Annotated in this window: 20 protein-coding genes; 12 read left to right on the top strand and 8 right to left on the bottom strand. The window is 71.3% G+C overall.

Translation table 11 applies throughout. The annotated features are described in order from the left end of the window. Positions 1-18: 18 nt before the first annotated feature. The 4 genes from ACWDD7_RS26535 to ACWDD7_RS26520 form a co-directional block, all read right to left on the bottom strand. Positions 19-363 carry a hypothetical protein gene (locus ACWDD7_RS26535; protein ID WP_450459218.1) on the bottom strand — a complete coding sequence of 115 codons (345 nt, stop codon included), beginning with the start codon at positions 361-363 and terminating at the stop codon, positions 19-21. 320 nt (positions 364-683) lie between these two features. Beyond that, the gene (gene tesB, locus ACWDD7_RS26530; protein WP_351876383.1) at positions 684-1,550 is read right to left on the bottom strand and encodes an acyl-CoA thioesterase II; all 867 of its coding nucleotides are present in this window, start codon (positions 1,548-1,550) and stop codon (positions 684-686) included. A gap of 36 nt (positions 1,551-1,586) precedes the next feature. After that, positions 1,587-2,744 carry an acyl-CoA dehydrogenase family protein gene (locus tag ACWDD7_RS26525; protein WP_351876397.1) on the bottom strand — a complete coding sequence of 386 codons (1,158 nt, stop codon included), beginning with the start codon at positions 2,742-2,744 and terminating at the stop codon, positions 1,587-1,589. Between the two features lie 177 nt (positions 2,745-2,921). Continuing rightward, positions 2,922-3,518, bottom strand: a complete 597-nt coding sequence (locus ACWDD7_RS26520) for an SACE_7040 family transcriptional regulator (protein ID WP_351876381.1) — start codon at positions 3,516-3,518, stop codon at positions 2,922-2,924. Between the two features lie 97 nt (positions 3,519-3,615). On the opposite strand from ACWDD7_RS26520, the gene ACWDD7_RS26515 reads away from it, so the two are divergent. The 4 genes from ACWDD7_RS26515 to ACWDD7_RS26500 are packed head-to-tail and all read left to right on the top strand — an operon-like array spanning position 3,616 to position 9,300. Continuing rightward, positions 3,616-5,268, top strand: a complete 1,653-nt coding sequence (locus tag ACWDD7_RS26515) for a carboxyl transferase domain-containing protein (RefSeq protein WP_450459217.1) — start codon at positions 3,616-3,618, stop codon at positions 5,266-5,268. An 11-nt stretch (positions 5,269-5,279) separates the two neighbouring features. Then, a complete protein-coding gene (locus ACWDD7_RS26510; RefSeq protein ID WP_450459216.1) occupies positions 5,280-7,193 on the top strand; it encodes an ATP-binding protein in 1,914 nt (637 codons plus the stop codon). A 17-nt stretch (positions 7,194-7,210) separates the two neighbouring features. Further along, the gene (locus ACWDD7_RS26505) at positions 7,211-8,134 is read left to right on the top strand and encodes a hydroxymethylglutaryl-CoA lyase (protein WP_450459260.1); all 924 of its coding nucleotides are present in this window, start codon (positions 7,211-7,213) and stop codon (positions 8,132-8,134) included. A 5-nt stretch (positions 8,135-8,139) separates the two neighbouring features. Then, positions 8,140-9,300: an acyl-CoA dehydrogenase family protein gene (locus tag ACWDD7_RS26500; RefSeq protein WP_351876373.1), complete on the top strand. Its 1,161-nt coding sequence runs from the start codon at positions 8,140-8,142 to the stop codon at positions 9,298-9,300. 70 nt (positions 9,301-9,370) lie between these two features. On the opposite strand, the gene ACWDD7_RS26495 is transcribed toward ACWDD7_RS26500, so the two are convergent. Beyond that, the gene (locus ACWDD7_RS26495) at positions 9,371-9,553 is read right to left on the bottom strand and encodes a DUF1737 domain-containing protein (protein WP_450459214.1); all 183 of its coding nucleotides are present in this window, start codon (positions 9,551-9,553) and stop codon (positions 9,371-9,373) included. Positions 9,554-9,582: 29 nt separating this feature from the next. Next, entirely contained in the window at positions 9,583-10,104 is a 522-nt protein-coding gene (locus ACWDD7_RS26490) for a hypothetical protein (RefSeq protein ID WP_450459212.1), read from the bottom strand. 107 nt (positions 10,105-10,211) lie between these two features. Here ACWDD7_RS26490 and ACWDD7_RS26485 point away from each other — a divergent pair, with 107 nt between their 5' ends. The 6 genes from ACWDD7_RS26485 (at position 10,212) to ACWDD7_RS26460 (ending at position 17,279) form a co-directional block, all read left to right on the top strand. Next, positions 10,212-11,258 (top strand): ABC transporter substrate-binding protein, encoded by a 1,047-nt coding sequence (locus ACWDD7_RS26485; protein WP_450459211.1) that lies wholly within the window; start codon positions 10,212-10,214, stop codon positions 11,256-11,258. Between the two features lie 43 nt (positions 11,259-11,301). After that, entirely contained in the window at positions 11,302-12,147 is an 846-nt protein-coding gene (locus ACWDD7_RS26480) for a siderophore-interacting protein (RefSeq protein WP_351876366.1), read from the top strand. A gap of 126 nt (positions 12,148-12,273) precedes the next feature. Further along, on the top strand, positions 12,274-13,716 hold the full coding sequence (gene desA, locus ACWDD7_RS26475; RefSeq protein WP_450459210.1) for a lysine decarboxylase DesA: 1,443 nt from the start codon (positions 12,274-12,276) through the stop codon (positions 13,714-13,716). Then, positions 13,700-14,983 carry a lysine N(6)-hydroxylase/L-ornithine N(5)-oxygenase family protein gene (locus tag ACWDD7_RS26470; protein WP_450459209.1) on the top strand — a complete coding sequence of 428 codons (1,284 nt, stop codon included), beginning with the start codon at positions 13,700-13,702 and terminating at the stop codon, positions 14,981-14,983. Before desA ends, ACWDD7_RS26470 begins: the two co-directional genes overlap by 17 nt. Beyond that, positions 14,980-15,513, top strand: a complete 534-nt coding sequence (locus ACWDD7_RS26465) for a GNAT family N-acetyltransferase (protein ID WP_450459208.1) — start codon at positions 14,980-14,982, stop codon at positions 15,511-15,513. Before ACWDD7_RS26470 ends, ACWDD7_RS26465 begins: the two co-directional genes overlap by 4 nt. Next, positions 15,510-17,279 carry an IucA/IucC family protein gene (locus tag ACWDD7_RS26460; protein WP_450459206.1) on the top strand — a complete coding sequence of 590 codons (1,770 nt, stop codon included), beginning with the start codon at positions 15,510-15,512 and terminating at the stop codon, positions 17,277-17,279. The genes ACWDD7_RS26465 and ACWDD7_RS26460 overlap by 4 nt, the downstream gene beginning before the upstream one ends. A gap of 51 nt (positions 17,280-17,330) precedes the next feature. On the opposite strand, the gene ACWDD7_RS26455 is transcribed toward ACWDD7_RS26460, so the two are convergent. After that, complete coding sequence (locus tag ACWDD7_RS26455; protein ID WP_450459205.1) at positions 17,331-18,932, bottom strand: beta-N-acetylhexosaminidase; 1,602 nt, start codon at positions 18,930-18,932, stop codon at positions 17,331-17,333. A gap of 475 nt (positions 18,933-19,407) precedes the next feature. Here ACWDD7_RS26455 and ACWDD7_RS26450 point away from each other — a divergent pair, with 475 nt between their 5' ends. Beyond that, entirely contained in the window at positions 19,408-19,665 is a 258-nt protein-coding gene (locus ACWDD7_RS26450; RefSeq protein WP_285561385.1) for a hypothetical protein, read from the top strand. A 12-nt stretch (positions 19,666-19,677) separates the two neighbouring features. Continuing rightward, on the top strand, positions 19,678-21,495 hold the full coding sequence (gene glmS / locus ACWDD7_RS26445; protein ID WP_351876352.1) for a glutamine--fructose-6-phosphate transaminase (isomerizing): 1,818 nt from the start codon (positions 19,678-19,680) through the stop codon (positions 21,493-21,495). Between the two features lie 54 nt (positions 21,496-21,549). Here the strand turns inward: glmS and ACWDD7_RS26440 are convergent, their stop codons facing one another. Beyond that, the gene (locus ACWDD7_RS26440) at positions 21,550-22,077 is read right to left on the bottom strand and encodes a universal stress protein (protein ID WP_285561389.1); all 528 of its coding nucleotides are present in this window, start codon (positions 22,075-22,077) and stop codon (positions 21,550-21,552) included. Positions 22,078-22,088: the final 11 nt, after the last annotated feature.

The raw sequence follows: 22,088 nt of genomic DNA, 5'->3' as shown, positions 1-22,088 counted from the left end.
GTTCCGCCGGAATGCGGCTCAGCGGCCGTGGCCACCACCGTGTCCACCGTGACCGCCGTGTCCACCGTGACCGCCGTGACCGCCGTGGCCACCGTGGCCACCGTGACCGTAACCACCGTGGTCGTAACCGCCGTGGCCGTAACCACCGTGGTCGTAACCACCGTGGCCGTAACCACCGTGGTCGTAACCACCGCAGTCGTCGTTCCACCAGCCGTCGTCGCAGCCCCTGCTGTAGGAGCCGTGGTCGCTGTGGCCGTAGGTCGTCGCCGAGGCGGTGCCCGCGGCGCCGAGGGCGGCTCCACCGGCCAGCAGCATGCCGGCGGCGGACAGCGCGAAGAGACGCCTCGTGCGTTGTGCTCGCATAGAGATACCTTCCGTTCCATCGTCTCTCACGGCTCCCGGGCGGGAGTACGCGAGGCGGATGGCCGCCACCGCACACAGAAGACCTCGGTGCGGCGCGGTCTTCGGATGTCAGCCGCTTGGAACCATGTGCGGCACACCGATACGGCCGACGCCTGCGGTCCGTCCGGACGCTGGCGCGCCATCAGATACCGCGGCTGAGGTCAGAGGTGGTTTCCCCGAACCTCGTCGGCCGCGCATGCCGTGCACTCGCGGCTTTCACTCACTGAGCCTAGTACCGCACCCGTCACTTGGCACCTCAGGAAACCAATGCCGCAACAGGGCTAGCGGGGGACGCGGACCACGCCCTCCTGGATGACCGTGATGGCGAGCCGCCCGTCCTGGGTGTATATGCGGGCCTGACCGAGGCCGCGGCCGCCGTGCGCGGAGGGCGATTCCTGGTCGTACAGCAGCCATTCGTCGGCGCGGAACGGGCGGTGGAACCACATCGCGTGGTCCAGGGAGGCGCCCACCACGTCGCCGACCGCCCAGCCGCCGCGGCCGTGTGCGAGCAGCACGGAGTCGAGCAGGGTCATGTCGGAGACATAGGTGGCGAGGACGACGTGCAGCAGCGGGTCGTCGTCCAGCTTGCCGTTGGTGCGGAACCACACCTGGCTGTGCGGCTCGCGCGGCTCGCCGTAGCGGCCGTACGGCGGCTCGTCCACGTACCTGAGGTCGACCGCCTCGCGTGCCTCCAGGAAGCGTTCCACCACGTCGGGCGCGAGATGGCCGTAGCCGCGCAGCCGCTCCTGGGAGGTGGGCAGCGTCGCCGGGTCGGGCGCGGACGGCATCGGCGCCTGGTGTTCGAGCCCCTCCTCGTACGTCTGGAAGGACGCCGAGAGATGGAAGATCGGCTTGCCGTGCTGGACGGCGACCACGCGGCGGGTGGTGAAGGACCGGCCGTCGCGGATGCGGTCGACGGTGTAGACGATGGGCGCGCCGGGGTCGCCGGGGCGCAGGAAGTACGCGTGCAGGGAGTGGGCGGGCCGGTCCGCGGGGACCGTGCGCCCGGCGGCGACCAGCGCCTGCGCCGCGACCTGCCCGCCGAAGACGCGGGGCACGACGGCGGAGCGGGACTGGCCGCGGAAGATGTCCTCCTCGATCTGTTCGAGGTCGAGCAGATCGAGGAGTTCCTGGAGTGCCTGACTCATGACGTGTAGTTGTACCCGCCAGTGATTGCGGGGACCTTACAGACCCATGTCCTTGGCGATGATCGTCTTCATGATCTCGCTGGTGCCGCCGTAGATGCGGTTGACGCGGTTGTCCGCGTACAGGCGGGCGATCGGGTACTCGTTCATGTACCCGTAGCCGCCGTGCAGCTGGAGGCAGCGGTCGATGACGCGGTGGGCGACCTCGGTGCAGAACAGCTTGGCGGAGGCGGCCTCGGCGGGGGTCAGCTCGCCGGCGTCCAGGGCCTCGGTGGCGCGGTCGGCGACGGCCTCGGCGGCGTCCACCTCGGCCTGGCAGGCGGCCAGCTCGAACTTGGTGTTCTGGAAGTGCGCGACCGGCTTGCCGAAGACGGTGCGCTCCTGCACGTACTGCTTGGCGAACCGGACGGCGGCCTTGGCCTGCGCGTAGGCGCCGAAGGCGATGCCCCAGCGCTCGGAGGCCAGGTTGTGGCCGAGGTAGTAGAAGCCCTTGTTCTCCTCGCCCAGCAGGTCCTCGACGGGGACCTTGACGTCCACGAAGGCCAGCTCGGCGGTGTCGGAGGTCTTCAGGCCGAGCTTGTCCAGCTTGCGGCCGACGGAGTAGCCCTCGGACTTGGTGTCCACCGCGAACAGGGAGATGCCGTGGCGGCGGTCCTCGGCGGTGGGCGCGGCGGTGCGGGCGCACACGATCACGCGGTCGGCGTGCACGCCACCGGTGATGAAGGTCTTGGCGCCGTTGAGGACGTAGTGCGTGCCGTCCTCGCTGAGCTTGGCGGTGGACTTCATGCCCGCGAGGTCGGAACCGGTGCCCGGCTCCGTCATCGCGATGGCCCACATCTCCTCGCCGGTGACGAACTTCGGCAGGTAACGCTTCTTCTGCTCGTCCGTGGCCAGCATCTTGATGTACGGCAGGGCGAGCAGCACGTGCACGCCGGAGCCACCGAACTGGACGCCCGCGCGGGCGGTCTCCTCGTAGAGGACGGCCTCGAACTTGTGGCTCTCCAGGCCCGCGCCGCCGAACTCCTCCGGGACGTTGATGCCGAAGATGCCCAGCTCGCCGAGCTTGTAGTAGAAGTCGCGGGGCGCCTGGCCCGCCGCGAACCACTCGTCGTACACCGGTACGACCTCGGCCTCGATGAAGGCGCGCAGGGTCTCCCGGAACGCCTCGTGATCCTCGTTGAACACCGTACGGCGCACGCCGCCCACCTCCACGTACCTCGGCATGCCGGAAAAGTGCATGTCTAAGCGCTTGCTCATGCGAGCGTACCGGCGAGTAGGGAGCCCGTCCAGGGGTGGCCGGAGGTAACGCTCGTCACGCGGGGGGCGCGCCCGGCCGCGACGGGCGGCCGGGAGTGCCGGAGCCCGCGCGCCGGACTACGCGGAACCGGCCGCCGCGAACGCCCCCCGCGCCATCCGGTGCAGCAGCGCCGCCGTGGCCCCGCGGCCCGGGAGGGTGCCCGCGCGGCCCAGGTGCGGGGTGGAGTTGAGCAGGCCGAAGACCGAGTGGACGGCGGAGCGCGCGGTGGGCTCGGTCAGCGCCGGGTAGACCTCGCGGACCACCTCCACCCACAGCTCGACGTACTGCCGCTGGAGCTGGCGCACCAGCTTGCGGTCGCTGTCACGCAGCCGGTCCAGCTCACGGTCGTGCAGGGTGATCAGCGGCCGGTCGTCCAGGGCGAAGTCGATGTGGCCCTCGATGAGGGAGTCCAGGACCGCCGAGGCGCGGGCGTCCCCGTCGGCCTCCGCGAGCCGCCGCCTGGCGCCCGTGAGCAGCTGGCCGCTGATGCCCACCAGCAGCTCGGCGAGCATCGCGTCCTTGCCCGGGAAGTGCCGGTACAGGCCGGGGCCGCTGATGCCGACCGCCGCTCCTATCTCGTCCACGCCGACGCCGTGGAAGCCGCGCTCGGCGAAGAGGCGGGCGGCCTCCTTGAGGATCTGCTCGCGGCGGGTCGGGGCGTCGGTTCTGGCCATGAAGACGATTCTAGACAGCGAGGTTAGCGGTCGTTAACCTGAAGGAAATGGTTAACGCTCATTAACCGGTTCGAGCACCGGGTGAGGGGACCGCAGGATGCAGGAGGCACCGGAACTCCGGAGCGGTGGGGGCGCCCCCGCGCGAGTTCTTTCGAGCGTGGGGGAAGAGCCCGCGTCGGAGGCCTGGCGGGCCAATGAACAGGCCCATCTCGCGCTGGTCGAGGAGTTGCGCGGCAAGCTGGCCGCGGCGGCGCTCGGCGGCGGGGAGCGGGCGCGGGCCCGGCACACCGCGCGCGGCAAGCTGCTGCCGAGGGACCGGGTCGACACACTCCTCGATCCCGGCTCGCCCTTCCTGGAGCTGGCCCCGCTCGCGGCCGACGGGCTGTACGACGGGCAGGCGCCGGCCGCCGGGGTGATCGCCGGGATCGGCCGGGTCAGCGGGCGCGAGTGCGTGATCGTCGCGAACGACGCGACCGTCAAGGGCGGCACGTACTACCCGATGACCGTCAAGAAGCACCTGCGCGCCCAGGAGGTGGCCCTCGACAACCGGCTGCCCTGCCTCTACCTGGTCGACTCGGGCGGCGCCTTCCTGCCGATGCAGGACGAGGTGTTCCCGGACCGCGAGCACTTCGGGCGGATCTTCTACAACCAGGCCCGGATGTCCGGCGCCGGCATCCCGCAGATCGCGGCCGTCCTCGGCTCCTGCACGGCGGGCGGCGCGTACGTCCCGGCGATGAGCGACGAAGCGGTGATCGTCCGCAACCAGGGCACCATCTTCCTGGGCGGCCCCCCGCTGGTGAAGGCGGCCACCGGCGAGGTGGTCACCGCCGAGGAGCTGGGCGGCGGCGAGGTCCACTCCCGGACCTCCGGCGTCACCGACCACCTCGCGGAGGACGACGCGCACGCGCTGCGGATCGTGCGGAACATCGTCGCCACCCTGCCGGCCCGCCGGTCGCTGCCCTGGGAGGTCGCGCCGGCCGTCGAGCCGAAGGTGGACCCCGCCGGGCTGTACGGCGCGGTGCCGGTCGACTCCCGCACCCCCTACGACGTCCGCGAGATCATCGCGCGCGTGGTCGACGGCTCCCGGTTCGCCGAGTTCAAGAGCGAGTACGGCCAGACGCTGGTCACCGGATTCGCGCGCGTCCACGGCCACCCGGTCGGCATCGTCGCCAACAACGGCATCCTCTTCTCGGAGTCCGCCCAGAAGGGCGCGCACTTCATCGAACTGTGCGACCAGCGCGGCATCCCGCTGGTGTTCCTCCAGAACATCTCCGGCTTCATGGTCGGCAGGGACTACGAGGCGGGCGGCATCGCCAAGCACGGCGCCAAGATGGTGACCGCGGTGGCCTGCACCCGCGTGCCCAAACTGACCGTCGTCGTCGGCGGCTCGTACGGCGCGGGCAACTACTCGATGTGCGGCCGGGCCTACTCCCCCCGCTTCCTGTGGATGTGGCCCAACGCCAAGATCTCCGTCATGGGCGGCGAGCAGGCCGCCAGCGTCCTCGCCACGGTCAAGCGCGACCAGCTGGAGGGCCGGGGCGAGACCTGGTCCGCCGAGGACGAGGAGACCTTCAAGGCGCCGATCCGCGCGCAGTACGAGACGCAGGGCAACGCCTACTACGCGACCGCCCGCCTCTGGGACGACGGCGTGATCGACCCGATGGAGACCCGTCAGGTGCTCGGACTCGCCCTGACGGCCTGCGCCAACGCGCCACTGGGAGAGCCCCAGTTCGGCGTCTTCCGGATGTGAGGAGGGGAACCGTGTTCGACACAGTGCTGGTCGCCAACCGCGGCGAGATCGCGGTACGGGTCATCCGTACGCTCCGCCGGCTGGGCGTGCGCTCGGTGGCGGTCTTCTCCGACGCCGACGCGGGCGCGCGGCACGTCCGGGAGGCCGACACGGCGGTCCGGATCGGCCCGGCCCCGGCGGCGGAGAGCTACCTCTCGGTGGAACGGCTGCTGGAGGCCGCCGCCCGTACGGGTGCGCAGGCCATCCACCCCGGCTACGGCTTCCTCGCCGAGAACGCCGCCTTCGCGCGCGCCTGCGAGGAGGCGGGCCTGGCCTTCGTCGGCCCCTCCGCGGACGCCATCGCGCTGATGGGCGACAAGATCCGCGCCAAGGAGACCGTGAAGGCGGCCGGGGTGCCGGTGGTCCCCGGCGGCCGTGACCCCGAACTGGCCGATGCCGCCCATGAGTTGGGTGCCCCGGTGCTGCTCAAGCCGTCGGCCGGCGGTGGCGGCAAGGGCATGCGCCTGGTGCGGGACCTCGCGGTCCTGGACGAGGAGATCGCCGCCGCCCGCCGCGAGGCCCGCGCCTCCTTCGGCGACGACACCCTGCTGGTGGAGCGGTGGATCGACCGCCCCCGGCACATCGAGATCCAGGTGCTGGCCGACGGCCACGGCAACGTGCTGCACCTCGGCGAGCGCGAGTGCTCGCTCCAGCGGCGGCACCAGAAGATCATCGAGGAGGCGCCGAGCGTCCTCCTCGACGAGGCCACGCGCGCGGCGATGGGCGAGGCGGCCGTGCAGGCGGCGCGCTCGTGCGGGTACCGGGGCGCGGGCACGGTGGAGTTCATCGTGCCGGGCGTCGACCCGTCGCAGTACTACTTCATGGAGATGAACACCCGTCTCCAGGTGGAGCACCCCGTCACCGAGTTGGTGACCGGGCTCGACCTGGTCGAGTGGCAGCTGCGGGTGGCCGCCGGTGAGCCGCTGGACTTCACGCAGGACGACGTGCGGCTGACCGGGCACGCGGTCGAGGCCCGTATCTGCGCCGAGGACCCGGCCCGCGGCTTCCTGCCCTCCGGCGGCACGGTGCTGCTGCTGGACGAGCCGCAGGGCGACGGCGTGCGCACCGACTCCGGGCTCAGCGAGGGCACCGAGGTCGGCAGCCTGTACGACCCGATGCTGTCCAAGGTGATCGCGTACGGCCCCGACCGCGCGACCGCGCTGCGGGGGCTCCGGGCGGCCCTGGCCGGGACGGTCACGCTGGGCGTGCAGACCAACGCGGGCTTCCTGCGCCGGCTGCTCGGCCATCCGGCCGTGGTGGCCGGTGAGTTGGACACCGGCCTGGTCGAGCGGGTCGTGGACGAACTGGTCGGCACGGACGTGCCGGAGGAGGTGTACGAGGCGGCGGCCGCCGTCCGCGCGCAGGCGCTGAAGCCTTCCGGCGACGGCTGGACCGACCCCTTCTCGGTGCCGAGCGGCTGGCGGCTCGGCGGCACCCCGAAGCCGCTCGCCTTCCACCTGCGGGTCCAGGAACCGGTGACGTACACCCCGCGCGGCACCGCGACCGTCACCGGCGACACCGTGGCCGTCACCCTCGACGGCGTCCGGCACACCTTCCGCCATGCCGGTGACTGGATCGGCCGGGACGGCGACGCCTGGCAGGTACGCGACCACGACCCGGTGGCCGACTCGCTGAGCCACGCGGCGCACGCGGGCGCCGACTCGCTGACCGCGCCGATGCCCGGCACGGTGACCGTGGTCAAGGTCGCCGTCGGGGACGAGGTCGCCGCCGGTCAGAGCCTGTTGGTGGTGGAGGCGATGAAGATGGAGCACGTCATCTCCGCCCCGCACGCGGGCACCGTCGCCGAGCTGGACGTGACGCCCGGTTCCACGGTCGCCATGGACCAGGTGCTGGCCGTCATCGCGCCGAAGGAGGAGACGGAGTGAGCACCGAGCGACTGCCCATGGTCGTACCGGCCTCGGGCCTGCCCGACCGGGTGCGGATCTACGAGGTCGGCGCGCGCGACGGGCTGCAGAACGAGAAGGGCGCCGTACCGACCGACGTGAAGGCGGAGTTCATCCGCCGCCTGGCCGAAGCGGGCCTCACGACCGTCGAGGCGACGAGCTTCGTGCACCCCAAGTGGGTCCCCCAGCTCGCCGACGCGGAGCAGCTGTTCCCGCAGGTGCGGGACCTGCCCGGGGTCGAGCTTCCCGTCCTCGTGCCCAACCAGCGCGGCCTGGACCGGGCGCTGGCCCTCGGCGCCGACCGGATCGCGGTGTTCGCCAGCGCCACGGAGTCCTTCGCCAAGGCCAACCTCAACCGCACGGTGGACGAGTCCCTCGCGGTGTTCGAGCCGGTGGTGCGCCAGGCCAGGGACGCGGGCGCGCGCGTGCGCGGCTATGTCTCCATGTGCTTCGGCGACCCGTGGGAAGGCGCGGTCCCGCTGCACCAGGTGGCCCGCGTCTGCACCGCCCTGCGGAACATGGGCTGCGACGAGCTGAGCCTCGGCGACACGATCGGCGTGGCCACCCCCGGGCACGTCCAGGAACTCCTGAACCTGCTCAACGAGGAGGGCGTGCCGACCGACGAGATCGGCGTGCACTTCCACGACACCTACGGCCAGGCGCTCGCGAACACCTACGCGGCCCTGGAGCACGGCGTGACGACGGTCGACGCGTCCGCCGGCGGGCTCGGCGGCTGCCCGTACGCCAAGTCCGCCACCGGCAACCTCGCCACCGAGGACCTGGTGTGGATGCTGCACGGCCTCGGCATCGAGACCGGCGTCGACCTCGACCGCCTCACCGCCACCAGTGTGTGGATGGCCGACCGTCTGGACCGGCCCAGCCCCTCCCGTACCGTCCGCGCTCTCTCCCACAAGGACCAGTGATCTGCATGGACCACCGCCTCAGCCCCGAGCTGGAGGAACTCCGCCGTACGGTGGAGGAGTTCGCGCACGATGTCGTGGCGCCGAAGATCGGCGACTTCTACGAGCGGCACGAGTTCCCCTACGAGATCGTCCGCGAGATGGGCCGCATGGGCCTGTTCGGGCTGCCGTTCCCGGAGGAGTACGGCGGCATGGGCGGTGACTACCTGGCGCTCGGCATCGCCCTTGAGGAACTGGCCCGGGTGGACTCCTCGGTGGCGATCACCCTGGAGGCCGGCGTCTCGCTCGGCGCGATGCCGATCCATCTGTTCGGCACCGAGGAGCAGAAGCGCGAGTGGCTGCCCCGGCTGTGCTCGGGCGAGATGCTCGGCGGCTTCGGCCTGACCGAGCCGGACTGCGGCTCGGACGCGGGCGGGACCCGTACGACGGCCCGTCTGGACCCGGACACGAACGAATGGGTGATCAACGGCTCGAAGTGCTTCATCACCAACTCCGGTACGGACATCACCGGGTTGGTCACGGTCACCGCGGTCACCGGCCGCAAGCCCGACGGCAGGCCGCTGATCTCCGCGATCATCGTGCCGTCCGGCACCCCGGGCTTCACGGTGGCGGCGCCGTACTCCAAGGTGGGCTGGAACGCCTCCGACACGCGTGAGCTGTCCTTCGTGGACGTCCGCGTCCCGGCCGCCAACCTGGTGGGCCAGGAGGGCCGCGGGTACGCCCAGTTCCTGCGCATCCTGGACGAGGGCCGCATCGCCATCGCCGCCCTCGCAACGGGTCTGGCGCAGGGCTGTGTGGACGAGTCGGTGAAGTACGCCAAGGAGCGGCACGCCTTCGGCCGGCCGATCGGCGCCAACCAGGCGATCCAGTTCAAGATCGCCGACATGGAGATGAAGGCCCACACGGCCCGCCTCGCCTGGCGCGACGCCGCCTACCGCCTGGTCGCCGGCGAGCCCTTCAAGAAGGAGGCGGCGATGGCCAAGCTGTACTCCTCCACCATCGCCGTCGACAACGCCCGCGAGGCCACGCAGATCCACGGCGGCTACGGCTTCATGAACGAGTACCCGGTGGCCCGAATGTGGCGCGACTCCAAGATCCTGGAGATCGGCGAGGGCACGAGCGAGGTCCAGCGGATGCTGATCGCACGGGAGCTGGGCCTGGCGGGCTGAGCCCTTCGAACCGCCGGGTGAGGGGGCACGTCCACCGGGACGTGCCCCCTCGCTCTGTCCGGTGTCCGGCTCAGCGCGCAGGCCAGAGCACCGCCTGTGCGACCACGACGCGTTCGCCGTCGAAGGTGACGGCCGGACCCTGGTGGAGTTCGTAGCCGAGGGCCAGGGCTTCGCTGACCCGGCGACAGAAGGCGGCGTCGTCGGGGCCGGTGAGGACGCGGTAGACGGGCAGGCCGTCGGGGGGTGTGCTCATGGGGGCAAGGATTCCAGCCGGACCCGCCGTCAGGACGAGGAGTCCCACAGTTCCACCCCGGCCGCGACCAGTTCCAGCACCGCGCGCCGCTCGTCGGGGGTCCAGTCGGCGCACTCGCCCGCGAACAGCTTCTCGTAGGCGCTGTCGTGCACCGCGCCCTGCCGGGGCAGCCGGTGGACCGCGCCGAGCCCCCGGGCCAGATCCTCGAAGAAGTTCCACGCCTCCAGCACCGCGCCCGCGGGGACGCGCCGGCGCAACGGGTCCGCCAGCCAGCGCTGCACACGGACGAGTTCCAGCGGGCCGCCCTCGGAAGCGGCCGGCCTCCACCCCCGCCGCCGCGCGTACGTCCGCGCCTGCCGAACCGTCACGAACACCGGCACCCGACAGCGCCCGGCTTCCGCCGAGGTCAGCACCCGATCGGGCTCGTCCCCCCGGCCCCCGGCCCACAGGACCACCCCGCTACGACCGGCCCCCCGCACCCGGTACGCATAGAGCCTGCCGCCGCCACCGCTGGTTCCGCCCGCTCCTTCCGCCTTCTCGCTCTCCACCACGCGCCCACACTCGCACCCCGACGCCCTGGACGGAAAGGAAGGTTAGGCTAACCTAAGATCGCACTTGTCCGGCGGGCGTCGCGCCCCGTTCGAAAGCGGTCGTACCCATGTCCCATGCCCGTGCCATCCAGCTCTCCCGCCGCGGTCTGCTCGCCGCGGGCGGTGCCGTAGGACTCGGCGTCGCCCTCGCGGCCTGCGGGGACGACCAGGGCAGAGCCCAGGGGGCCGGAGGCGGGTCGGCGGCGGCGCAGTCGGGGCCCTGGTCGTTCGAGGACGACCGCGGGAAGACCGTGAAGCTCGACAGGGTCCCCGCGAACATCGTCGCCTTCACCGGCGTCGGCGCCGCGCTCCACGACTACGGCGTCCGGGTCAAGGGCGTCTTCGGCCCCACGACCACCGCGGACGGCAAGCCCGACGTCCAGGCCGGCGACATGGACGTCAGCAAGGTGACCGTCCTCGGCAACACCTGGGGGCAGTTCAACGTCGAGAAATACGCCTCGCTCGCCCCCGACGTGCTGATCAGCACGATGTTCGACGACGCCGGAACCCTCTGGTACGTCCCCGAGCAGTCCGCGAAGCAGATCGCCGAACTCGCGCCCGGCGTCGGCATCTCCGTGTACGACCGGCAGCTCACCCAGCCGCTCCAGCGGATGTGGGACCTGGCCGCGTCGCTCGGCGCGGACATGGAGGCGGCCGAGGTCGTCGACGCGAAGAAGCGGTTCGAGGCGGCCGCGTCCCGGCTGCGGGCGGCGGCCAGGGCCAAGCCGCACCTCAAGGTGATGGCCGGCAGCGCGAGTGACCAGCTCTTCTACGTCTCCGGCACGGACCTCTCCATCGACCTTGAGTACTTCAAGGCCCTCGGAGTGAACTTCGTGGAGCCGCCGGAGAGCGCGAAGAAGCAGGGCGGCGGCTGGTACGAGTCGCTGAGCTGGGAGAACGTCGACAAGTACCGGGCCGACATCATCATGATGGACGACCGGTCCTCGGCGATCCAGCCCGCGGACATCGCCAAGCCGACGTGGAAGAAGCTCCCCGCGGTCAGGGCGGGGCAGGTCATCGCGCGCTCGCCCGAGCCGATTCTGTCGTACGACAAGTGCGTGCCGCTGCTGACGACGCTCGCGGAGGCGCTGGAGAAGGCGAGGAAGGTCGGCTAGGCGCCCCCTTCGGACAGTCCCTCCGCTTCCCCCAGGAGCCCCCATGACCACGGCCGCCGTCGTCCCCTTCACGTTCTTCGCCCTGCGGGTCGTGCGCACGCGAAGACTCGGGCCGTCCCTCGTGCGCGTCACCTTCGGCGGAAGCGATCTGCGCGACCTCCACTCCGACGGGCGCGACCAGTCCCTCTCCCTGTTCCTGCCGCACCCCGGGCAGAAGGAGCCCGTCGTGCCGCTCGACCTCGGGGACGGCTGGTGGCGCAAGTGGCGCGAACTGCCGGACGGCGTACGGGCCGTGATGCGGTCGTACACCCTGCGGGAGCTGCGGCGCGAGCCGGACGAGATCGACATCGACTTCGCCCTGCACGGGGTCGGGCCCGGGGCGGCCACTCCCGCCGGGCCCGCCTCCCGGTGGGCCGCGCGGGCCGTCCCCGGGGACCGGGTGCTCGTGCTCGGGCCCGCGCTCGCCGACAACCGGGCCATCAGGTTCCGGCCACCCGAGGACACCGACCTCGTGGTGATGTGGGGCGACGAGACCGCCGTACCCGCCGCGACCGCGATCCTCGAATCCCTTCCGGCGGACACCCGCGTCCGCGCCTGGCTCCAGGTGCCGCACGCCGGTGACATCCAGGACGTGCGCACGGACGCCGCCGCGGAGATCACCTGGCTGGTGCGCGGGGAGGGCGATCCCGCTCCCCTCGACGCCGTACGGGGCGCCCGGCTTCCCGGCGCCGCCCGCCCCTACGTCTGGATCGCCGGCGAGTGCGGCCAGGTGAAGGAGCTACGGCGGCACTTCGTCCGGGAGCGCGGGGTCGACCGGCGCCGGGTGACCTTCGTCGGGTACTGGCGGCGGGGACTGACCGAGGAACAGCTCCGGGCGACCGGCGAGTAGGCACCCCCTCCCCCCTGAAAGCCGCACCCTCCGCACACGCATGCCTTGATCCAAAAAACTTAGGTTAGGCTAACCTAAATTTGAAGAGACGGACTTCCCATGGACTTCCCCCCCGGAGGACCCCCCATGCGCTCCCACCTGCTCAATGGCCTCACGACGGAGCACTACCGCCGCTCCGTGACCGAAGGAGTCGAGCGGGTGGCAGCCAAACTCGCCGCCACCGAGCGCCCCTTCACCGGCGTCACGGTGGACGGCCTCGCCCCCCGCGTCGACGCCATCGACCTGGACCGGCCGCTCGGCGACACCGCCGCCGTCCTGGACGAGCTGGAGGACGTCTACCTGAGGGACGCCGTCTACTTCCACCACCCCCGCTACCTCGCCCACCTCAACTGCCCGGTCGTCATCCCGGCGGTGCTCGGGGAGGCCGTGCTGTCCGCGGTCAACTCCTCGCTGGACACCTGGGACCAGTCGGCCGGCGCCACGCTCATCGAGCGCAAGCTGATCGACTGGACGACCGGGCGGCTCGGCCTCGGCCCGGCCGCGGACGGCGTGTTCACCTCCGGGGGCAGCCAGTCCAACCTCCAGGCGCTGCTGCTGGCACGGGAGGAGGCCAAGAGCGACGACCTGGCGGGACTGCGCGTCCTCGCCTCCGCGACCAGCCACTTCAGCGTGCGGAAGTCGGCGAAACTGCTCGGGCTCGGCCCGGACGCGGTCGTCACCGTCCCCGTGGACCGCGACAAGCGCATGCGGACCGTCGCCCTCGCCCACGAGCTGGAGCGCTGCCGCGCCGAGGGCCTGGTGCCCATGGCGGTCGTCGCCACCGCGGGCACCACCGACTTCGGCTCCATCGACCCGCTGCCCGAGATCGCCGGGCTGTGCGCCCGGTACGGCACGTGGCTGCACGTGGACGCGGCCTACGGCTGCGGGCTGCTCGCCTCGCGCAAGTACCGGCACCGCATCGACGGCATCGAGCGCGCCGACTCGGTCACCGTCGACTACCACAAGTCCTTCTTCCAGCCGGTCAGTTCGTCGGCCGTGCTGGTGCGCGACGGAGCCACCCTGCGGCACGCCACCTACCACGCCGACTACCTCAACCCGCGCCGCATGGTGCGCGAGCGCATCCCCAACCAGGTCGACAAGTCCTTGCAGACCACCCGCCGTTTCGACGCCCTCAAGCTGTGGCTGACCCTGCGCACCATGGGCGCCGACGGCATCGGCGAACTCTTCGACGAGGTCGTGGACCTGGCGGTCGAGGGGTGGGGCCTGCTCGCCGCCGACCCCCGGTTCGACGTGGTGGTCGAGCCGGCCCTGTCCACCCTCGTCTTCCGCTGCGTCCCGGCCGCCGTCACCGACCCGGCCGAGATCGACCGCGCGAACCTGTACGCCCGCCAGGCCCTGTCCGCCGCCGGCGACGCCGTGGTCGCGGGCACCACGGTGGGGGGCCGCCACTATCTGAAGTTCACCCTGCTCAACCCCGAGACGAGGCCGGCCGACATCGCCGCCGTCCTCGATCTGATCGCCGGCCACGCCGAGCAGTACCTGGGAGAGTCCCTTGACCGCGCTTCCTGAAGCCAGCCGCGTCCACGACCTCGTGGGGATCGGGCTCGGCCCCTTCAACCTGGGCCTCGCCTGCCTGACCGAGCCGATCGCCGCACTGGACGCCGTCTTCCTGGAGTCCAAGCCCGACTTCGAGTGGCACGCCGGGATGTTCCTGGACGGCGCCCACCTCCAGACCCCGTTCCTGTCGGACCTGGTCACCCTCGCCGACCCCACCTCGCCGTACTCCTTCCTCAACTACCTGAAGGAGAAGGGCAGGCTGTACTCCTTCTACATCCGCGAGAACTTCTACCCGCTGCGGGTGGAGTACGACGACTACTGCCGCTGGGCCGCCGGCAGGCTGACCAGCGTCCGGTTCGGCGCGACGGTCACCGAGGTGGCGTACGCGGACGGCGTCCACGTCGTGCGCACCGCCGCCGGGGACACCTACCGCGCCCGGCACCTCGTCCTCGGCACGGGCACGGTGCCGCACGTCCCGGAGTCCTGCCGGGACCTCGCCGGGGACTTCCTGCACACCTCCCAGTACATGCACCGCAAGGCGGAGTTGCGGCGCAAGAAGTCCATCACGGTGGTCGGCAGCGGGCAGAGCGCGGCCGAGATCTACTACGAACTGCTGTCCGAGATCGACGTCCACGGCTACCAGCTCAACTGGGTCACCCGGTCCCCGCGGTTCTTCCCGCTGGAGTACACCAAGCTGACCCTGGAGATGACCTCCCCGGACTACATCGACTACTTCCGCGCGCTGCCCGAGGAGACCCGGTACCGGCTGGAGAAGCAGCAGAAGGGGCTGTTCAAGGGCATCGACTCGGACCTCGTCGACGCGATCTTCGACCTGCTGTACCAGAAGGACGTGGAAAGCGGGGACCGGCCCGTGCCCACCCGGCTGCTCACCAACTCCTCGCTGAGCAGCGCCCGTCACGACGGCGGCGCCTACACCCTGGGCTTCCGCCAGGAGGAGCAGGGCAAGGACTTCGAGATCCGCACCGAGGGCCTGGTGCTGGCCACCGGCTACCGCTACGCGCCCCCGGCCTTCCTCGCCCCGCTGCGCGAGCGGCTGCGCTTCGACGGCCACGGCCGCTTCGACGTGGCCCGCAACTACGCCATCGACGTCACCGGGCGCGGTGTCTTCCTGCAGAACGCCGGCGTCCACACCCACAGCATCACCAGCCCCGACCTGGGCATGGGCCCGTACCGCAACGCCTGCATCATCCGCGAGCTGCTCGGCACCGAGTACTACCCGGTCGAGAAGTCCATCGCCTTCCAGGAGTTCGCCGCATGACCGACATCACGTTCGACTTCCGGCCCGTCGACCCGCTCGGGGACGCCGAGCTGCTGCACTCCTGGGTCACCCACCCGAAGGCCGCCTTCTGGATGATGCGGGACGCCGGACGCGAGGACGTCGAGCGGGCGTACACGGAGATCGCGGCCGACCCGCACCATCACGCTCTCCTCGGGCTGCGGGACGGCCGTGCCGCCTTCCTCATGGAGAAGTACGACCCCGCGCACCGGGAACTGGTGGGCCTCTACGAGCCGCGGCCCGGCGATGTCGGCATGCACTTCCTGACCCCGGCCACCGACACCCCCGAGCACGGGTTCACCAGGGCCGTCATCACCGCCGTCATGGCCCACCTCTTCGAGGACCCGGCGGTACGGCGCGTCGTCGTGGAGCCGGACGTGCGCAACAAGGCCGTGCACGCGCTGAACGCGGCCGTCGGGTTCGTGGCCGAGCGCGAGATACGCAAGCCCGAGAAATCCGCCCTGCTGAGCTTCTGCACGCGGGAGCGGTTCACGAAGGCGGTGGCCGCGTGACGCCCGCCGAGTCCGTCGCCCACCTCTCCCCCGAGCGCTGGGCGCAGGCCAATCGGCTGCTGATCCGCAAGGCGCTCGCGGAGTTCGCGCACGAGCGTCTGATCACGCCCGAAGAGGACGGCGAGGGGTACGTCGTCCGCAGCGACGACGGTCGCACCGCCTACCGGTTCACCGCCGTGCGCCGCGCCCTCGACCACTGGCAGGTCGACGCCGGCTCCCTCACCCGGGAGCGCGAGGGGCGCGAACTCCCGCTCGCCGCACTGGACTTCGTCATCGACCTGAGGGAGTCGCTGGGGCTCGGCGATGCCGTCCTGCCGGTCTACCTGGAGGAGATCTCCGCCACCCTCTCCGGCACCTGCTACAAGCTCGCCAGACACCGGGTCACCTCCGCCGAGCTGGCGTCGAGCGGCTTCCAGGCGATCGAGACCGGAATGACCGAGGGCCATCCCTGCTTCGTCGCGAACAACGGGCGGCTCGGGTTCGGGATCCACGAGTACCTGTCGTACGCCCCGGAGACCGCGCACCCCGTCCGCCTGGTGTGGCTGGCCGCGCACCGGTCGCGGGCCGCGTTCACGGCGGGCGCGGGGATCGAGTACGAGGGCTTCGTCCGGGCCGAGTTGGGCGAGCGGACCGTCGAGCGGTTCGGGCGGACACTGACCGCGCAGGGACTCGACCCGGCCGACTACCTCCTCATCCCGGTCCACCCCTGGCAGTGGTGGAACAAGCTGTCCGTCACCTTCGCCGCGGAAGTGGCCCGGCGCCACCTGGTCCCGCTCGGCGAGGGCGACGACGAGTACCTCGCCCAGCAGTCCGTCCGGACCCTCTTCAACACCAGCGCCCCGCACAAGCACTATGTGAAGACGGCCCTGTCCGTCCTCAACATGGGCTTCATGCGCGGACTCTCGGCCGCCTACATGGAGGCCACCCCGGCCATCAACGACTGGCTCGCCCGACTCGTCGACGACGACCCGGTGCTGAAGGGGACCGGCCTGACGATCATCCGCGAGCGGGCGGCCGTCGGCTACCGGCACCTGGAGTACGAGCGGGCCACCGACCGCTCCTCCCCCTACCGCAGGATGCTGGCCGCGCTGTGGCGGGAGAGCCCGGTGCCCTCCCTGGCGGACGGCGAGTCGCTCGCCACCATGGCCTCCCTGCTGCACGTCGACCACGACGGCGCGTCCTTCGCGGGCGCCCTGATCGAGCGCTCGGGGCTCGGGCCCGCCGAGTGGCTGCGGCGGTACCTGCGGGCGTACTACGTCCCGCTGCTGCACAGCTTCTACGCCTACGGCCTGGCGTTCATGCCGCACGGCGAGAACACCGTCCTGGTGCTGCGGGACGCGGTGGTGCGGCGGGCCGTGTACAAGGACATCGCCGAGGAGATCGTGGTGATGGACCCGGACACCGTGCTGCCGCCGGAGGTGGCCCGGGTCCGCGCCGAGGTCCCCGAGGACAGGAAGCTGCTGTCGATCTTCACCGACGTCTTCGACTGCTTCTTCCGCTTCCTCGCCGCGAACCTGGCCGCCGAAGGCATCCTCGCGGAGGACGGGTTCTGGCGGACGGTCGCGGAGATCAGCCGGGAGTACCAGGAGGCGAACCCCCGGCTCGCCGACCGGTTCCGGCGGTACGACCTCTTCGCGCCCGAGTTCGCGCTGTCCTGCCTCAACCGGCTCCAGCTGCGCGACAACCGGCAGATGGTGGACCTCGCGGACCCGTCCGGGGCGCTCCAGCTGGTGGGCACGCTGCGCAATCCGCTGGCCGGACACTGACGGACCGGCGCCCCGGAGTACGGTCCTCCGGGGCGCCGGTCCACCTCCCTGTCAGCCGTGGGGCCACGGCACCTGCGGCGACCGGTAGTACCCGATCCCGAGGGCGTCCCACCGCGGGCCCTGCGCGGCCAGCCGTACCCTGTAGCGGTTCCAGTCGTGGGTGGCCGCCGGCGACCAGCCCAGCTCGGCCGCGCCCGGCAGCCGCGGGAAGGCCATGTACTCGATGTCGGCGGAGGTCTTCAGCGTCTCCGACCACAGGGGCGCCTCCACCCCCTTGATCGCCGACGCGGGCGCCCCCGGCAGATAGGCGCCCGGGTCCCAGTCGTAGGACCGCCGCACCTCGACCAGGCCCGCCCAGGTCAGCCCGAGCCGGGTGTCCTTGGTGTACTTCATGTCGAGGTAGACCCGGTCGGCCGGGGACAGGATCAGCCCCGTGCCCGCGCGTGCGGCCCGCACGACCTGGTCCTTCTCGGCGGCACCGGTGCCGTCCAGGCCCCAGTACTGGGCGAGCGCGCCCTCGGCCGGGTGGGCTCCGGTGAGCTGGTGCCAGCCGATGACCGTCTTGCCGTACCTGGCGACGATCGGCTGCACGCGGTCCATGAAGGTCACGTAGTCGGCGTGGCTGGTGGAGTGCGCCTCGTCGCCGCCGATGTGCAGGTAGCGGCCCGGCGTGAGCGCGGCCAGCTCCCTGACGACGTCGTTCACGAAGGTGTACGTGACGTCCTTGGAGACGCACAGCGAGCTGAAGCCGACCTCGGTACCGGTGTAGCGCGGGGGTGCCACGCCGTCGCAGTTGAGCCGGGCGTAGGAGGCGAGGGCCGCGTTCGTGTGGCCGGGCATGTCGATCTCGGGCACGACCTCCACATAGCGGGAGGCCGCGTAGGAGACGATCCGCCGGTAGTCGGCCTGGGTGTAGGAGCCGCCCTTGCCGCCGCCGACCTCGGTGGCGCCGCCGTAATCGGCCAGGCGGGGCCAGGACGTGATGGCGATGCGCCAGCCCTGGTCGTCACTGAGGTGCAGATGCAGTTCGTTGACCTTGTAGAGGGCGAGCTGGTCGATGTACCGCTCGACCTGGGCGACGGTGAAGAAGTGCCGGGAGACGTCCAGCATGGCGCCGCGGTAGGCGTAGCGGGGGTGGTCCTCGATGGTGCCGCCGGCGATCTCCCAGCCCTGGTGCTGGACCGTCTTCTTCTCGACGGCGGCCGGGAGCAGCTGACGCAGCGTCTGCACACCGTGGAAGAGCCCCGCGGGGGTGCTCGCGGTGAGCGTGACGCCGGAGGGGGCGCTGCGCAGCCGGTAGCCCTCGGCGCCGTGGTCGCCCTTCTCCAGGTGGAGGCGGATGCCGCCGCTGCCACGGTCGGTGAGCGGCAGCGGGTAGCCGGTGGAGGGCCGCAGGATGCCGGCGAGGTAGGCGCCGACGCGGCGGACCTCGGCCGAGCCGTCGACGCGGACGGCGGTGGCGCGGGTGATGCGGTACGACGCTCCGCCCGGGGTGACGGAGGCGGGGGCCGGGACCACCCGGTCCAGGGGGACGGTGGCGGTCCTGGGCGGGGCGGGGGCGGCGCCGATGGTGAAGGCGCCGGCCGCCGCGACGAGCAGCAGCGAACCAAGGACGCGGGCGGTGCGGGGAGTCGTACGGCGATTCCGTCTCACATGCGCTCCCTTCGGGTCTGGTCGAGACCACTCTCCCGCAGATCCGGTGAAACAATCCCGCTCTGGCGGAAATCCTCCGGAAGGGCGACACTTGGGTCCTCGACGGTGACGCCCCGCGGCTCACGCCGGGCCGGGACAAGGGCGTCGGGCCGCTACGCCGGAAACGAGGGTGACTCCTCGTGCCGTTGGGCGCGCCGACAGCCCCGACCACCTGCCCCGCACGAAGGACAGGGACGCCGACGGCTGCCGGGCGCGGCTGCCGCATCCGGCGGGGCCGCGGGCGGACGGCCCGCCCGTGCCGCGGGGGACGCCCGCGCCGGAGCAGGCACCCGTGGGCGGTCCTGGGCCGGCCGCGAGCGCTGAAGTGACGAAGAACACAGCCGCGAACGCGAGTTCACCGCGCCACCCACCCCGGCACTGCCCGATATCGGGCAGGATTCTTGCGAAACCGGCGCCGGTACCCGAGGATCTACGGGTGCACGACGAACTCGTAGATCATCTGACGCGGTCCACGCCCCTCGGCCGGGGCGAGGCGCTGCGGGTGATCCAGGACGTGCTCGCCTATTTCGACGAGTCGACGGAGGATTTCGTCCGTCGCCGCCACCGCGAGCTCCAGGCCCAGGGCCTGGTGAACGCGGAGATCTTCGAACGGATCGGGGCGGACCTCAGATATCGAGCGGTGGCACCGCCCGAGCTGACGCTCAGGCAGCTGCGCCGCATCGTCTACGGCTAGGAATACCTGTATATGTGCGGAATTGTCGGTTACATCGGGAAGCGTGACGTGGCTCCCCTCCTCCTGGAGGGCCTGCAGCGGCTGGAGTACCGCGGGTACGACTCCGCGGGCGTCGTGATCACCTCCCCGAAGGCGCCCGGCCTGAAGATGGTCAAGGCCAAGGGCCGGGTGCGCGACCTGGAGGCGAAGGTCCCGGCGCGCTTCAAGGGCACCACCGGCATCGCCCACACCCGCTGGGCCACCCACGGCGCCCCCTCCGACGTGAACGCCCACCCGCACATGTCGGCCGACAACAAGGTCGCCGTCGTCCACAACGGCATCATCGACAACGCGGCCGACCTGCGCCGCAAGCTGGAGGCGGACGGCGTCGAGTTCCTCTCCGAGACCGACACCGAGGTCCTCACCCACCTCATCGCCCGCTCGACCGCCGAGAAGCTGGAGGACAAGGTCCGCCAGGCGGTCCGGCTGATCGAGGGCACGTACGGCATCGCCGTGCTGCACGCCGACTTCCCGGACCGGATCGTGGTGGCCCGCAACGGCTCCCCGGTCGTCCTCGGCATCGGCGAGAAGGAGATGTTCGTCGCCTCGGACATCGCCGCCCTCGTCATGCACACGCGCCAGATAGTGACGCTGGACGACGGCGAGATGGCCACCCTCAAGGCCGACGACTTCCGCACCTACACCACCGAGGGCACGCGCACCACCGCCGAGCCCACCACGGTGGAGTGGGAGGCCGAGTCGTACGACATGGGCGGCCACGACACCTACATGCACAAGGAGATCTTCGAGCAGGCCGACGCGGTCGACCGGGTGCTGCGCGGCCGGATCGACGACCGGTTCTCCACCGTTCACCTCGGCGGGCTCAACCTGGACGCCCGCGAGGCGCGGCAGATCCGCCGCGTGAAGATCCTCGGCTGCGGCACCTCGTACCACGCGGGCATGATCGGCGCCCAGATGATCGAGGAGCTGGCCCGCATCCCCGCGGACGCCGAACCGGCCTCCGAGTTCCGCTACCGCAACGCGGTCGTGGACCCCGACACGCTGTACGTCGCGGTCTCCCAGTCCGGTGAGACGTACGACGTCCTCGCCGCCGTGCAGGAGCTGAAGCGCAAGGGCGCGCGGGTCTTCGGCGTCGTCAACGTGGTGGGTTCGGCGATCGCCCGTGAGGCGGACGCCGGGATCTACGTCCACGCCGGCCCCGAGGTCTGCGTCGTCTCGACCAAGTGCTTCACCAACACCACGGTCGCCTTCGCGCTCCTCGCGCTGCACCTGGGCCGCACGCGTGACCTCTCGGTGCGCGACGGCAAGCGGATCATCGAGGGCCTGCGCAGGCTGCCCGACCAGATCACCGAGATCCTCAAGCAGGAGGAGCAGATCAAGGAGCTGGCCGAGCTGTACGCCGACGCCCGCTCGATGCTCTTCATCGGCCGCGTCCGGGGCTACCCGGTCGCCCGCGAGGCCTCCCTCAAGCTCAAGGAGGTCTCGTACATCCACGCCGAGGCCTACCCCGCCTCCGAGCTGAAGCACGGCCCGCTGGCCCTGATCGAGCCGGCCCTGCCGACGGTCGCGATCGTCCCCGACGACGACCTGCTGGAGAAGAACCGCGCGGCCCTGGAGGAGATCAAGGCCCGCGAGGGCAAGATCCTCGCCGTGGCCCACCAGCACCAGGAGAAGGCCGACCAGACCATCGTCGTCCCGAAGAACGAGGACGAACTGGACCCGATCCTGATGGGCATCCCGCTCCAGCTCCTCGCCTACCACACGGCGCAGGCGCTGGGCCGGGACATCGACAAGCCGAGGAACCTCGCCAAGTCGGTGACGGTCGAGTAGGAGACCGGACGTCCGGACGAACCCCCGTGCGCGGCGCACGGGGGTTCTGCCGTCTCAGGGGATCACGATGACCGGCCGCCGCGCCCGCCGCGCGAGCCGCCCCGCGACGGAGCCGAAGATGCGGCCCACGATCCCGTGCGTGGAGCCGACGACGATCGCGTCCGCCTCGTACTCCCGCCCCACCTCTTCGAGTTCGTGGCAGATGTCCCCGCCCCGCTCGACGAGGATCCAGGGCACCTCGGACAGATAGTCCGCGCAGGCGAGTTCGAGGCCGAGCACCTCCGTGCGGTGGTCCGGCACGTCCACGAAGACCGGCGGCTCGCAGCCCGCCCACACCGTGGTGGGCAGCCGGTTGGCGACATGCACGATGATCAGCCCGGAGTGGGAACGGTGCGCCATGCCTATCGCGTACGCGAGGGCGCGCTCACTGGAGGTGGAGCCGTCGAAGCCGACGACGACTCCGTGCCGGAAGGCGGGGTCGCAGGAATGACATGACTCTTCCGCCGCCAGGGGATCGGCCGCCGTGGGGTCGGCGACCGGCCGCTTGCGGTCCGCGGGTTCGAAGAATTCGTGACCGGCCATGGCTGTCTCGG

The organism is Streptomyces sp. NPDC001056 (assembly GCF_053598955.1).
Note: the sequence above shows the minus strand (reverse complement) of the source record. Positions and strands in the feature narration are given on the sequence as shown.